This is a genomic window from Prosthecobacter algae (genome assembly GCF_039542385.1).
GTDB lineage: Bacteria > Verrucomicrobiota > Verrucomicrobiia > Verrucomicrobiales > Verrucomicrobiaceae > Prosthecobacter > Prosthecobacter algae.
The window spans coordinates 289,182-303,373 of the sequence record NZ_BAABIA010000006.1 but is presented as its reverse complement, the minus strand read 5'-3'; the positions used below and the strand labels follow the sequence as shown (position 1 = coordinate 303,373).

The window sequence follows — 14,192 nt, the reverse complement described above, 5'->3', positions numbered from 1 at the left end:
CACGCCCCCTCTCCGCATCCGCCCGCTACTTCTTCGCCCCAGCCGGGGCAGGGGACTTCGCCTTCTTTTCCACCCCCGTCGGCGCAGGCAGCTCCGCCACCAGCACCGCCGTATCGGGCGCCTTGCCAGAGTAAAAAGAAACGTAGTGCTTGCCGCCCATCACCGTCGCATTCGCATTCCCCGCATCCCACATCACCTTACTCCCCGTGCCCACCACCTCGGAGGCCGGCCACTCCTGCGGATGGTCAAACACTTGGTTAGGCTCCACCACACGCCGCCGCAGCACCCCCTTGCCACGGTGGTAATAGTAATTGCTCACCAGCCCCGTCTTCGCATCCAGCACCAGGCTCGGGGTCGATCCCGCCACATCACCAATGTTCGTTGGCTTGCGCACCCACGTCTTCCCGTAGTCCGTGGACACGATCTGGAACTGCGCCGGCCCCGTCTCCGTGCGGGCGATCACCAAAATCCGCCCCTCACCCACATACACCGCCGCAGCCTCCGTCGGCCACTCCGGCTTCGTCAGCCCCGTCTCCACGGGCGTCTGCGTCCACGTCGCACCATCATCGCTACTCGTCACCATGCCCCACCCATTCGTCGGCTTGTCCCCATAGTCCCCGGAGAACCACAGCGCCATCAGCCCCACCGTCGGCACCGCAAAAACATCCGTGATCTGCATCGGCTGCACCGCCAGCTTCGGCGTCGCCAAAAGCGTAAACGTCACCCCATCCGTGCTGCGGTACAGATCATGGTTCCACTCCTTCCCGATCCTCCGCACCCACAGCAGCATCGCCCCCGTCGAGTCCAGGCCCTTGCCCACCTCCACCTCACCGTAGTTCGGCGTATTCGCCACCACCGTCTCCGGCGTCCACGTCTGGCCACCGTCTGTCGAGGTCCGCGCATACACCGCCCGCTCATCATCGTTGATCGTGTGCGCCTTGCCCCGGCTGTACACGCACACCAGCTTATCACCCAGGGCCTGGATCATCGGCCAGGAATTGTAGCCGCCCCCATCCTGCACCACGTGCGTCTTCGCCGGCGCATCCACCGGCGTCACCTTCACCATCACCAGCCCCGTCGGGCGCGTAAAAGTATCCCCCGCCTCACCCGGCTCCCGCTGGATCCTCACCCACAGCGGCGCATCCTCCACCACCTCGTAGTACGACTCCAGCAGGATCGTCCGGACCTGAAACGGCCCCGTAGGCAGCGCCGTCCGCACCGGAGTCCCCAGCACATACCGCGACATCAAAGGCGCACCCTCCACCAACTGCGACAGGTGCACCCGATACACATCCGCAAACTCCGCACTCGTCGCCGCGTCCGAAGTCGTCACCACGATCTCCACCTTCACCGCCTGGCACCCCCTCGGCAGCCCGCCCACCACCCCCGCCACCGACTGCCCCACCGTGCCCCCAGACAGCGACCACACCGGCACATGCATCGATCCACTCGACATCAGCACCCGCGAAGGCTCCCCCGTCGCGATGGATAAATCATTCGCCGTTAGGTAAACCGAGTCCCTCCCACCCATCCCCTCCGCAGGCAGAGCAACATCACTCGCCCCAAAGCAGGACAGGGCGCAGGCAAAAAAGGCAAGAGAGAGGCGATGAACAGGCATGGTTTCGAAAAGACCTACTTCGCCAAACCCCCGATTCAATCAGCCATCTTCCGCTTCACCTCGAAATGAACTCTTGGACCAAAAAAGCAGGAACCGAAAAATCATCGCCGATCACCACCCTCGACCGAATAGGCCAAGAATTCACGACGGCATTGCATCAGGATAAGGGCCAAGGAATTTATCCCCATTGAAATGAATCATGTGAGCCGGGTCCTCGGCAATCCAAACTTCGGACTCCCAGGCGATGGAAGCCAGGAATGATTGCATCACACGGCGTGTGTCGAACGCCGTGACAAAAACTAGGCCCGCTTTGCTTCCGGCAAATAGCTCTTTGAGCTCCTTTCGCCGCTTTCCATCTACAGGCCCGGCACTCGTAACGGCTTCAATCAAAAGAAGCCAGTTTCGCTTTGTGCAGTGAATGATCACGTCCGGCATCTTGGCCGCGCTATCCAGTGCCACACCAAGCCCAGCGAGGTAATCTGCTTCAAGATGAGCAAATTTGTTTTCCGTGTCTCCGATATAGGCCACCACGCCACCCGGCGCAAAGTGAGGGCAGAAGTCTTCGATGATGGCCTTGATAAGCGGGTTCTGTCCGCCCGGTGAAAGGGCTACGGTCTTGCCATCTGGCAGCGTGACAGGAACGCGGGCCAACTCCCTATGTCGGGCAATCTCTCGCTTTATCGTCTCCACGTTGGCAAGGTAAGCCTTGAGTTTATGCGCCCATTCCAGTGTTCCAAAAGTGCGGAGCAAGGCAAGAGCCGATGGTTCCACCTGATAAACAGTTTTTCCGCTGTTTGTAGGGCGGTTGGGATTGTCAGGGTTCCGTAGCAGCAAGCCCGCTTCCGCGAAGAACTTCACAGATTCATCACGGATCGTTTCCCGAGTGTTGGGGGCGTAGCGAAGACTATATTTCTCCGCGATGAAATTAATGATGGGCGTGATGCCTCGCAAAGGACTTTCAGCCTCCTCCCAAGACTTTTCAGGGGCTAGATCAAGAAGCGCCAGGAGGGTATGTGCGGCACCTTCATTTCGCTGCCTCGGCCCAAATTGCAAAGCTGTGAGAACTTCAATCGCTTCAGCAAGCCTCTGCTTTCTAGCGGCGCTTTTGCGGTCGGGTTTATTGGATGCCATGAAGGTGATGCTCTACAAGTTGGTCTAGTTCTTCTTGGGAAATGTCGGGCCGTGGAAGGGCTTTTCCCATTGCTTCTAGTGTAGCTCGGTCTGGGTAAGCCAGCTTGCGTAAATCGGTAGCGTTTACCTGTGTGTGACCACTGAAACAGCGGAAATATTGGTCAACCAAGGTGGAGTTCAGATAAACGAACAGGCCAAGAGCCAATGGTCTTTCCAAGCCCTTGCCGCTGGCATGGAAGTAATTCAAATGATTCTCAAAGCCCAGCCATTCCGCTTCAACGTCGGAAGGGTCAAGGAGACAGGCCACCAAACGGCGCCGTTCTTCCTTGGACGTGAACCGCTTCGTGAGAAGATAAATGCCCGATGGAACGAGCCAAGGGCGTGTTTCTTCGTTGTCCAAGATGGCGTTAGGCTTGCGGGCATCCAGCTTCGGCCAATGCACGGTTCCGCCGTTGAAGTGACAGGGATAAAGCAAAGGCACAGTGCCCGGTACTGGCGCGGGCCGGAGCGCGTCTTTGAGACGAAAATCCACCACGCGACCCGTGGAGACGGTAATACCTAAAGACGCCAGCGTAGCGGGCAGTTCTGACAGTCTGTCTCGTGCGCTGGCATGGCCTGAATCGGCGGGGATGTGAATGAACCGCGCGGGATCGTTAGGATGAACGATTTCCGCGAAGGGGAAATCCTTGGCCGTGACAGATGCGCCAGTTTCCCCACTACTAGATGACACCGTAACGACTGATGGCTGTTTCCTGCCTTTAGTGGCGTGAAAGATGATGTTCTCTTGCAACACTCCATCTCCACGGAAAGCAGCTTCCCGTGAATCGAAGACGTGAAGCCGTTGAAGCGCCGTCAGTTCCAAAAAGTATTCCCGGAAAGGCTGGAAATAGGGGCCGTTGCAGAAACTACGAGGGGTAATGGCTACAAGTTGCCCCCCGGCTTCCAGAAGACACGCTAGAAGCCCCACAAAAGCCGTGTAAAGGTTGCTCGTTTCCAAACCCACAGACCTTAGCGCTAGCCGTTCCGGCGAGTTCGTGTTGATCTTCTTGTATGGAGGATTGGCGATTGCCACGTTGAAGGACGGGGGTGAAGCGCTGAACAAATCACCCGATACCTTTCCGGCCATTTCCTGAATGAAATCTTCATGATGAACCGAAGCCGTGAAGGCAATTCCTTGTGCCTGGCAAGCGGCTTCACACTCCGCTAGAGTCTCCTGCAATGCGGGAATAATCATCAGGTCTAGCTCATAGGCCGTGGCGTGAATAGACTTCACTCCGGAACCCGGCAAGCATGCCCGCCGCACAAAGGCCAATGTCAAGGCCCCGGCCCCAGCACCCGCGTCAATCAGGCGCACGGCTGGCGGCAGGACATCAAAGAGCGAGGCCATGAAATCACCCGTAGGCGAGGGCGTAAGGAACTGCCCAAGGGCTTCCTGCCGCTCTCTGCCTTCTCGCATTGGGAACGAGGGGCTTACATCTGAAATCATGCTTCCACCATGACTCTAGCAAGCCCTCCCCGTCAACGCATAGCTTCCTTCTCTCGTTCGCTCTTTCGAGCTGAGATTCTTATTTTTAAGGCGTTGTGATTTTTTCATTTTGTCGCCCTGCGCATGTCCCCTTTGAACAGGCGTCGTTTCCTTCTCTTAATCTCTCGGCCAGGAGAACGGATGATGTTTTCATTCTACCTAAATGCTGTATTTCGACGCGGCTCTCGATATACAATTTTGAATATATACAAATGTGTATCTACGGCTATGGGGGCCTTACGTGATAAATCTTTGTATGAGTGATTAGAGGGCTGCGATATCACCTCACAACTCGAACCCTTTGGGCCTAAAAAAGGAGCAAACCGCACGGTTTCAAGAGACATCTTTAACCCATATTAGAAACTCTGAGTCCGCTCTCATACAACACAAAATACGTTCCACACAGATGTTTGCTCAGTCGGTTAACGATGAAGAAAAAAGCCCTGTGTGGGCACAGTCCAGAGGGCTCCAATTGCCCAAAGAGGTGACGCCACACAAGACCAGAAAGGTTTTGCCTGACTCTGAAGAAGTTGTCAAGTTGACACACCCCCACCCAACCCACTTGAAACAACCCGCCATCCGTGCTACTCTATTGAACAACAATACCGTGGCCAGATTCTCCCCATCGCGATCCCCATTTCCCCAGATTCTCCCCATCCTTTCCCCAAGAAATCCCCATCGCAAGCCGTTGAAAATCAATCGTTAGCAGCCGAAAATCCCCAAATGGGGATAAATTTGAATCTCCCCATTTCCCCATCCGCTCGCGCCTGCGTTCTCTCCTGAAACAAACGGCCCGTTGCTGACGTATTGAATGCACCCCTTATGAACCGTCGTCGTTTCCTTCTCCAATCCCTCAGCACCTCGCTTGCGTTGCCAGGGCTGCCTTCGCTCATGGCCAAGTCCGTGGGCGGGAATTCGGCGGTGCAGGCGGCAAAGGGGGCCGGGGCAGGGGCGCAGCGGTTTGTCGCCATCGGCAACCTGCTCGGTTATCAGACGAAATCCCTTTTCCCCACCACCACGGGCCGCAACTACGAGAAGACCACGCTGCTAGAGCCGCTGTGGGAAAATCGCAACCACATGACGGTGTTCAAGGGCCTGGACCACGGCGTCAAAGGCGGGCACTTCGCCGTTCATTCCTTCCTTTCCGGCGTGCTGAATTCCGAGGCGCAAAACCGCCCCGATGGCAACGTCAGCATTGACCAATACCTCGCCGACGAAGTGGGCTTTGAGACCCGTTTTCCCTCCCTCACGGTCGGCTCCGAAGGCGGCATCCACGGCGGTTGCCAGATCGCCTGGACCAAGTCCGGCGTGCGCGTTCCCCCCATCACCGGCCCGGCAGAATTGTTCGAGCGCCTGTTCATCAGCGACTCCCAGGAACGCCAGGCGCGCCGCGTGCAGGAAAACCAGGTGCAGGCCTCCATCCTCGACTCCGTGCTGGAAGATGCCAACCGTCTCTCCCGTCAGGTGAACAAGGAGGACAAGGACAAGCTGGACGAATACCTGACCTCCGTGCGCGATGTGGAAAAGCGCCTGGAACTGCGCAAACGCTGGGCCAGCCAGCCGAAGCCCAAAGCCCCCTTTGAAAAACCGGCGAACCGCAACCCGGTGCAGGATCTGCCCATGCTGTATGAGCTGATCGCCCTCGCCCTCCAGACCGACTCCACCCGCATCGCCACCCTGGAGATCGGCGGCGACTTCCTGCCGCAGGATCTGGGCATTGATAAGTCTTACCACGGCCTCTCCCACCACAGCAATGATGCGGAGGCCATCGCCCACCTCATCACGCTGGAGAAATACCAGATCGAGCACTTCGGCAAATTCCTCACCCGCCTTTCCAAGATGCAGGATGGCGACCGCACCCTGCTCGACTCCACCGCCGTGCTTTTCGGCAGCGGCATGAGCGATGCGAACTCGCACAAAAACACCGATCTGCCCATCATCCTCGCAGGGGGCGGCTACAAGCATGGAGAATTCCGCGAAGTGCCGCGTGACGGCATCAACAAGGTGCCGCTGTGCAATCTCTTTGTGGACATCGCCCAGCGCATGGGTGTGGAGACCGATTCCTTCGGCAGCAGCACAGGCCGCTTTTCCTGATGCGCACACCTGCTTTCCCCCCGGCCCGTCTCGTCGCCAGCTTGGCCACGATGCTTTTCACCGTGGCCCCTTCTCACGCCGAGGAGGCCCTGCCGCCGCCCAAGATCGTGCAGCAGTTCCTCGGCAAGTACTGCCTGGAGTGCCACGATGCCGATGCGCAGAAGGGGGATCGCGAGTTTGAAAACTTCGCCCTCCCACTGAAGTCGGAGGCAGACCTCATCTCGGCCAAGGAGATCATTGATCAGGTCACCCTGAAGGAGATGCCGCCGAAGAAGTCCGACCAGCCGACGGATGAAGAACGCCTCGCCGTGCTGCGTGCGCTACGCGAAGGCACCGTGGCCGCCCGTGGCAAGATCGAAAGCTCCGGTGCACGCACCATCATGCGCCGCTTGTCCAGCCGCGAGTATGAAAACACCCTGGCCACCCTCTTTGGTCGCCGTGTGGATACCCTCGGCCTCACCGGCGATTTCCCGAAGGAGAAGACCAGCCAGCACATGGACACCATCGGCAAGTCCCTGGTGACTTCTGGATTCCTGGTGGACCAATACTTCCAGGCCGCGAATCGCCTTGTGGAAACGCGCCTGGGCAAGCCCGCCATGGAACCCAAGAACTGGCGCTTCAACGGCCACTTCGTCCAATACGAAGAACTGCAAGGGCCGCACAAATCCGCCTTCAACTACCGTTACCTCAACCTCTACGAGCAGCCCAACACAGACACCCGCCAGGGCGGCTACGGCCACATCGAGGACTTCCTCAAAGGCGTGCCCGTCTCCGGTCTGTACGACATCGAGGTGGAGGCCCAGGCCCTGCATCGCGATACCCATTACGACCCCGCCATCTTCGGCATAGATTTCTCCGAGCCCTTCGTCCTCGGAGTTGTGCCGGGCGATGTCACCAAAGGTCACATCCACTACCCGCAGCCCATCGAGCCCCTATTGGCCAGCAGCGTGGTGCCCGATGAAAAGCCCACCTGGCTGAAATTCCGCGTCTGGCTGGAGGCCGGGCAGACCCCCCGCTTCATCTTCCCCAACGGCCCCTTTGAATCCCGCGCCTCCGTGCTCGCGGTCAACAAACGCTACAAGGACGAGTTCAAAGGCAAGGTCAACGACTCCGGCGTGGGCCGTGCACACCTTTTGTTAGAGGGCAAGCTGCCCCACATCCGCATCAGCGAGATCAAGATCCAGGGCCCCATGCCCGAAGCCGGCGGCAGCGCCGAGGAACAGGCCGTGTTTGGCAAGGAAGGCTTCCAGCCCGAACGCGCGCTCGATCAGCTCCAGGCCTTCGCTGAGAAAGCCTACCGCCGCCCGCTCACCGATGCTGACCGCCAGCCCATCCGCACGTTTTATGAAAAGCGCCTCGCGGAAAAAGCCACCCCGCGCCAGGCCGCTCTGGATTCGCTGAAGCTCATCCTTTGCTCGCCGTCCTTCCTCTACTTCACCGAGATCACGGAAGACTCCGCCAAGGCCCTCACCGCCTACGATCTCGCCACCCGCCTCTCCTATGCCCTTTGGGCCGCCCCGCCCGATGCCGAGCTCCTCGCCTCTGCCAAGTCCGGCAAGCTCACGCAAAAGGCCGAGCTGAAAAAGCAGATTCAGCGCCTCATCGCCGATGACCGCAGCAGCGGCTTCACCAACGGCTTTCTCGATAGTTGGTTAAACCTTCGCGACCTCGGCAGCATGCCGCCGCCCCGCGAAACCAACCGCGGCTACTATGCCGAGGACCTGCCCACCTCCATGAAGACCGAGGCACGCCTGTTCTTCCGCGACCTGCTGAAGAACAATGGTTCTGTGGCCCGCTTTCTCCACGCCGACTACACGTTTGCCGACAAGAAGCTGGCCAAGCTCTACGACCTGCCCGAGCAGAAGACCCTGCGCCTAGCCGATGGCTTTCAAAAAGTCAGCTTCAAGGACAACCCACGTCGCGGTGGTCTGCTCGGCATGGCCGGCGTCCTCACAGTCAGCGCCAACGGTGTGGAAACCTCGCCCGTCACCCGTGGCGTGTGGGTCAGCGAAAACATCCTCGGCATCCAGCCACCTCCCCCCCCCGATGAAGTGCCCGCCATCGAGGCCGACATCTCCGGTGCCACCACCATCCGCGAGCGCCTCGCCAAACACAGCACCGACAAGACCTGCGCCGAATGCCATCGCAAGATCGACCCTCTCGGCTTCAGCCTGGAGTCCTTCGACCCCATTGGCCGCTGGCGCAGCAGCTACCCCAAGCCCAAAAACAGCAAGGTCCCCGCACCTAAGGTGGACTCCTCCGGCGAATTCCCCTCCGGCGAAACCTACACAGACTTTGCCGGCTTCAAAAAAATCATCCGCGAAACTCGCGAAGACCTCTTCGCCCGCCACCTCATCCGCCAAGTCCTCTCTTATACCACTGGCCGCCACATGGAGCCCGCCGACGACTTCGAGATCAACGAGATCCACACTACCGTCAAAGAAAACCGCCTTGGTCTCCAGACCCTTATCGTCGAATGCCTAACCAGTGATATCTTTCGTTCCAGGTAAGGGGGGCATGCATCACATCTCATAAAAAAGGCCGAAGGCAGTCTGCCTTCGGCCCAGGCCGGATGATCTCCGGTGTTGGTATGAATTACTTCGTGCGGACCACCAGCACGCGACGGTCCATCTGCATCTGCTCTTCGTTGCCGTTCGGATACATGGGAAAGGTTTCACCATAACCATGGGCGCTCAGCGCAGCAGGAGGCACGCCATAGGTCAGTGTCAACTCATCGTAGATGCGCTTGGCACGGGCTGCGGAAAGCTCAATGTTGAACGTGTCCGTGCCGTCGGTGCTGGTGTGCCCTTCGATGTCGAACAGCGTGCCAGCCTCCGTCTTGGTGATGGCGAGGATCACCCCGGCGATCTGTTCCAGGGCCTTGCGCGACTGGTCATCCAGCAGCTCGGCGGTCTCCTTCACGAACAACACCGGCAGGGTCACGTAGGGCAGTTCGCGGCTCTGGCCCTGCTCCTGCACCACCACCACGCTGCGCTCGGAATTGTAAACACGGGTCGGTTTGCCATCCGTGGTGATGACCGTGGTCGTCTTGGTCGTCTTCAACGTCGGTGCAGGGGACGTCACCGTCACACTGCCGGGCGTGGCAGGCACCACAATGACCTGGGGCGAGACCGAAAGCTGGCGCTGCGCCTGCACCGGATCAATCACCCGGATTCCCGGGCGCACGACCTCCACCACAGGCTCGACCGGGACGGCCTGGACCGGAGGAGCGGGCACGACGGTGACCTGGGCCTGAAGGGGGAGGGCGGCGAGGCCCAGCAAACAGAAAGAAGCAAAGTTGGATTTCATAGGGGTAGGAATAGCGGGTCTGAAACCCGGCGTTCATGTGGGAATCGTCTCCGCCTCTCCTTTCAGCCCTGCCAATCGCTCCGGCCGCCGCCTGCACCCACGCGGAGAGATGCCAAAAACATTCCTTTGAACCTGCGCCTTCATCCGCTGGTCAAACACTATCGTTATGAATGAATGGGCTCTCTCGCCTAACCAAAAGAGAGATCATGCCTGCAAGCCTTTCCCCCGGTTCCCATGAACCCCGACCCCAAAGCCCCCCTGGACAAAGCCACGCCTGATGAGCTGTGGCAGATGCTCACCGTGCCCGGTGGTGACGCCGGCGATCTGGCCCGCATCCGCGAAAAGCTGACCCGTCATGCCCAGGCAGACACGCAGCGGAAGCTGGATGCCCTCTCCCGCCAGATGCAAACCCTGGCACAGACCACGCAAACTTCCACCCTGGCCACGCCTACCTTTTGGCTGGCGCTGCTGGCCGCTGCCTTCTCCTCCTTCGCCGTGCCCTGGGACACGGTGGGCGAGACCTTGGAACGATGGCAGGAGCGTGCGAGCCAGACCGCCCAGACCTCCCTCCGCCCCCAGCGCCTTCCTTCCACGGACACTCCACCCGCCGGGTATCGCCCCACGCCTGAACCCGCCCTGCCCACGCAGCCCTCATCCGCACCACTCCCTGCCTCGCCCCTCTTTCCTCAGTAAGGCGAAAGAAAGCACTTTAAGGCCTAACTAAAAGGAGTGATGCGATGCGCCATCACTTCAGCTCTTCTTCTGTCCAGAGGCCGCTGCGTTCGCTGGTGGCCGCGCGGACCTTCTTCACTTCATCGGGGGTGACGGCGGGGGCTTGGTTGCCGAACTGGCTGCGCACGTAGGTCAGCACATCGGCCATTTGCTGGTCATCCAGGCCCATGGGCGGCATGGGCAGGGGAGCCACCTGTTTGAACTCCGCGCCATCCACATGAATCGGGCCGCTGAGGCCGTGCAGTACGATCTTGATCAGCCGTGCGGCATCGCCGTTCACCCAGTCGGTGCCTGCGATGCTCGGGTACACTCCTGGCAGGCCCTTGCCTTCGGGCTGATGGCAGTTCAGGCACAGCGCGTCATAGACGGCCTTGCCAGGGTGCGCCACCACCGGTGCCGCTTGGGCGATCTTCCGCACGTAGTCCGCCTGGGCTGCCTGCCCATGAAAAGTCAGCTTGGCCAGCACCGGCTGCCACTCGGGCTGCAGCGCCCGCACGGCCTGCCGCAGCGCATAGTCCAGAAACTTGTCCGTAGGCTTCTCCAGGACCAGCGTGGCTACTTCCACCGACTCCGGTTTCGGGATGCGGGCACAGGCCACCACGGCCTCCAGGCGCACGCGGGGGTGCTCATCGCGCGCCGCCTGTGTCAGCAGCGTCAGCGCATCGGGAAGGTGGTCTGCCCAGGCACCGGCCACACGGGCACCGTAGGCGCGCACGCGGGCATCCTTGGCTGTCAGCAGCCGCTTCAGCAGCACCGGGTTGGGCGACTGATGCGCCTCATACACGCCGCAAACCTCCATGAGCTGGTGCTCATCCTGGGTCTTTGCCACGAAGGCCTCCGCCGCAGGGATCACATCTTTGGTTAGGCCGTCAAACAGCAGGCGCTTGGCCTGGTAACGGGTCCAGCGTTCGGGGGAGGCCAGTTGCTCCAGCAGTTGCGCGGGCTTCATGTCCGCCAAGGCCGGTTGTTTCACCAGGGCGCGACCTTTGGCCGTGATGCGCCAGATGCGGCCATGCACCCGGTCGCGGCGCGGGTCCGCATAGCTCGCCTGGTAATGACCGATCACCGGATTGAACCAGTCGCACAGGTACATCGCGCCATCGGGGCCCACGCTCACATCTACCGGGCGGAAGGAGGGGTCCGAGGACTTCACCAGCTTGGGCAACTGCGTTGTCTGATAGCCGGATCCCGCATCGGCAAAACGATGCAGCTCCACCACGCTGCCAAAGTAACCGCCGATGAGGGCCGTGCCCTGGATGTCATCCGGCAGCGCGCGGGTGCCGATGATCTCGATGGAGTTCGTTTTCGGGCTGGTGTCAAAAAGCATGCCGGTGGGGTGATACTCATCCGGGTCTTTCATGGCGATGAGACCGGGGGTGCTGAAGTAACCCGCCGGGCGGTCGCCGCTTTTGTGAAACACTTGGTTGTAGTCATCAAAGGCCACTCCCCAGCAGTTGTGCCCGGCTTTGCCACCGTTGAAAAACGCATCCATCTTCTCGGTGCGTTTGTTGTAGCGCCAGACGCCTGCCTTTTCGAGCACGGCCAGACCGTGCGAGGTCTCCACCCGCGAGTAGGCATGCAGCCCCTGGGTGAACCACAGCGTGCCGTCGGGTCCGTGGCAGATGGAGTTCACGAGCTGGTGCGTATCGCCAATGCCAAAGCCCGAATAGAGCACAGTCTTCACGTCGGCCTTGCCGTCACCGTCTGTGTCCTTCAGGTGCAGGATCTGGTCGAAATCACACACATACACGCCGCCATCGCCCGGCTCCACACCCTGCACCATCGTCAGACCTTCGGCGAAGCGGGTGGACTTGTCCGCTTGGCCATCGCCGTCGCTGTCTTCCAGGATCAGGATGTAGTCGCTGGGCTTCACCCCAGGCAGCGTGTGTGGGTAGGTGGGGGAACAGGCCACATACAGCCTGCCGCGCTCATCCCAGGAGAACTGGGTGGGCTTCGCCACGTCCTGCGCCTCAGAGGCAAACAGATTGATCTCATAACCCTCGGCCACGGTGAATGCGGCCATCTGCTGGGTGGGAGTCAGCACCGGGGCAGGGGCTGCCTTGGGCGGCTCAGGGATCGCGGTTTCTTCACTTTCCGGCTGGCCCTTGGCGATGGCGGCAATGCGCGCATCCATCTTCGCCACCAGTGGCTTGTAGCTCTCAAAGCTTTCGCGCAGGGAAGGGGCCGCCTCGGCCGGTTTGCCAAACATCTGAGTCACCCGGTCCCCATACACAAAGGACCAGTTCGCCGGACGCCAGCAGTCGAACCACAAGCGGTTCTTTTCCACGATGGCGGCCTTCAATTTTGTCAGGTCATCCGCCTCGCTGGTGGAGATGCCCAGTTGCCCGGCCACCAGTCTAGCCACCACCTTCAGGCCCTCTTCATTGAGGTGTAGGCCGTTGTCCGTCAGCCGTGGGGCGCTGCTGTTGCGCTCAGACAGCGGGGTGTAAAGATCCACATAGATGGCCCCGCGCTGTTTGGCGATGTCCCGCACCGCATTGGCATAGAGGGCCACGTCGTCATTGCGCAGCGTGAGGTCCGGCGCGTGAGGGGCGTCGGTCTTTTCAAAGGGCATCGGGCCGATGAGAATCAGTCGGGGGGTGACGGCGCTGAACTGGTCTAACAAACGATGGTAAGCCGACTGGAACTCCGCCAGCCGAGCCTTGCCGTCAAAGGACTCCACCTGGCCAAACTGGGCGATCACAGTGCCTGCGCCCACCGCCTGAAGCTGGCCCTTCCAGTCGCCGAAGTTCAGGTCGCGCCACTGCTCATACACGGTATCGCCCTCCCAGGCCATGCTGCGAAAGCGCAGGGCCTTCTCTGCCAGGCCTTGTGTCATGGCGGCCTCCAGCTCGCCGGACTTCTGCTCGCGCACTAGGTTGGTCTGGCCTGCCATCACCAGGATCTCGCCCGGCTGGACCGCAAACTTGCCGTCCTTGAAAGGCTGGGCAGGGGCCTGTGCCGCATCAGGATCACCAAAGCGGTTGAGGATCTCCTTTTGCCCTGGCACCAGCGCATCTGGCATTTCATCGATCACGATGTTGCGGAAGGCGATCTCCGCCTTGCAGTTGCCATGGATCTGCAGCGCGATGAGGCCCTTGGGCGCGATGTCCGGCGCACGTTCGGTATAGTCCACCGTGCGGACCCCGTTCACCAGGATGCGGATGCGCTCAGCCTCGGCGATGATTTCATAGGTGTTCCACTCACCGGGTTTCTCGGCCTTTTCGATGATCTCCTTCACCGCCTTGGCCAGCATCACCTTGCGGCGGGATTCATCGTAAAGGCAGCCGCTGTAGCCAGCCCCGATGTCTGCCTGGTAGCCGAACATTTCGTTAGGCGGATTGGCAATGCGCACGCTGCGGAACTGCACGCCGCCATTCACAAAACCCTCGGTGCCGGTCAGCTTGTACTCCAGCTTCAGGTGGAAATTCCGGTAAGGCTTTTTTGTCGCCAAAAACTCGTTCTGCGGATTCCCCGCCAGGGATCCACCCACAATGGTGCCATCCACAATGCGCCATACCTTGGAGGTCTCGCCCTCCCAGCCTTGGAAGGTCTTGCCATCAAACAGGGACACAGGGGCCGCCAGGGCCGGGGAGGCCAGCAGGCAGGTGAGGGAGAGGAGAAAACGCAACGTCATGGGAAAAGGGAGGGAAGGAACGCGATAAACGGGCTGATGCTTGCGGGCAACCCCCGAAGATTCGGGTTCTGCACGAGCTGCCTCCCCATGAGACCCAGGGGGATAGTGCTGGTCTGGCGTGGACAGCAAGATGTTGGGATACCACG

8 protein-coding genes are annotated in these 14,192 nt (G+C 60.2%); 3 read left to right on the top strand and 5 right to left on the bottom strand.

The features are described from left to right. Positions 1-25: 25 nt before the first annotated feature. From ABEB25_RS15850 to ABEB25_RS15840, 3 genes are all read right to left on the bottom strand, one after another. A complete protein-coding gene (locus ABEB25_RS15850; RefSeq protein ID WP_345737394.1) occupies positions 26-1,618 on the bottom strand; it encodes a sialidase family protein in 1,593 nt (530 codons plus the stop codon). Between the two features lie 141 nt (positions 1,619-1,759). After that, on the bottom strand, positions 1,760-2,749 hold the full coding sequence (locus ABEB25_RS15845) for a BsuBI/PstI family type II restriction endonuclease (RefSeq protein WP_345737393.1): 990 nt from the start codon (positions 2,747-2,749) through the stop codon (positions 1,760-1,762). Further along, positions 2,736-4,136 (bottom strand): Eco57I restriction-modification methylase domain-containing protein, encoded by a 1,401-nt coding sequence (locus tag ABEB25_RS15840; protein WP_345737392.1) that lies wholly within the window; start codon positions 4,134-4,136, stop codon positions 2,736-2,738. Before ABEB25_RS15840 ends, ABEB25_RS15845 begins: the two co-directional genes overlap by 14 nt. Before the next feature lie 960 nt (positions 4,137-5,096). Here ABEB25_RS15840 and ABEB25_RS15835 point away from each other — a divergent pair. After that, entirely contained in the window at positions 5,097-6,368 is a 1,272-nt protein-coding gene (locus ABEB25_RS15835; RefSeq protein WP_345737391.1) for a DUF1552 domain-containing protein, read from the top strand. A 50-nt stretch (positions 6,369-6,418) separates the two neighbouring features. Continuing rightward, positions 6,419-8,878, top strand: a complete 2,460-nt coding sequence (locus ABEB25_RS15830) for a DUF1592 domain-containing protein (protein ID WP_345737520.1) — start codon at positions 6,419-6,421, stop codon at positions 8,876-8,878. A gap of 85 nt (positions 8,879-8,963) precedes the next feature. Here ABEB25_RS15830 and ABEB25_RS15825 read toward each other — a convergent pair whose 3' ends face one another. After that, positions 8,964-9,677, bottom strand: a complete 714-nt coding sequence (locus ABEB25_RS15825) for an OmpA family protein (protein WP_345737390.1) — start codon at positions 9,675-9,677, stop codon at positions 8,964-8,966. Positions 9,678-9,911: 234 nt separating this feature from the next. Here ABEB25_RS15825 and ABEB25_RS15820 point away from each other — a divergent pair, with 234 nt between their 5' ends. Continuing rightward, positions 9,912-10,370, top strand: a complete 459-nt coding sequence (locus ABEB25_RS15820; RefSeq protein ID WP_345737389.1) for a hypothetical protein — start codon at positions 9,912-9,914, stop codon at positions 10,368-10,370. Positions 10,371-10,422: 52 nt separating this feature from the next. Here the strand turns inward: ABEB25_RS15820 and ABEB25_RS15815 are convergent, their stop codons facing one another. Then, positions 10,423-14,046 carry a PVC-type heme-binding CxxCH protein gene (locus ABEB25_RS15815; RefSeq protein ID WP_345737388.1) on the bottom strand — a complete coding sequence of 1,208 codons (3,624 nt, stop codon included), beginning with the start codon at positions 14,044-14,046 and terminating at the stop codon, positions 10,423-10,425. Between the last annotated feature and the right edge of the window lie 146 nt (positions 14,047-14,192).

Coding starts and splice junctions, on each gene's coding strand:
- ABEB25_RS15820 (WP_345737389.1), top strand. CDS start 9,912: ATGAACCCCGACCCCAAAGCCCCCCTGGACAAAGCCACGCCTGATGAG.
- ABEB25_RS15835 (WP_345737391.1), top strand. CDS start 5,097: ATGAACCGTCGTCGTTTCCTTCTCCAATCCCTCAGCACCTCGCTTGCG.
- ABEB25_RS15815 (WP_345737388.1), bottom strand. CDS start 14,046: ATGACGTTGCGTTTTCTCCTCTCCCTCACCTGCCTGCTGGCCTCCCCG.
- ABEB25_RS15850 (WP_345737394.1), bottom strand. CDS start 1,618: ATGCCTGTTCATCGCCTCTCTCTTGCCTTTTTTGCCTGCGCCCTGTCC.
- ABEB25_RS15830 (WP_345737520.1), top strand. CDS start 6,419: ATGCTTTTCACCGTGGCCCCTTCTCACGCCGAGGAGGCCCTGCCGCCG.
- ABEB25_RS15825 (WP_345737390.1), bottom strand. CDS start 9,677: ATGAAATCCAACTTTGCTTCTTTCTGTTTGCTGGGCCTCGCCGCCCTC.
- ABEB25_RS15845 (WP_345737393.1), bottom strand. CDS start 2,749: ATGGCATCCAATAAACCCGACCGCAAAAGCGCCGCTAGAAAGCAGAGG.
- ABEB25_RS15840 (WP_345737392.1), bottom strand. CDS start 4,136: ATGGCCTCGCTCTTTGATGTCCTGCCGCCAGCCGTGCGCCTGATTGAC.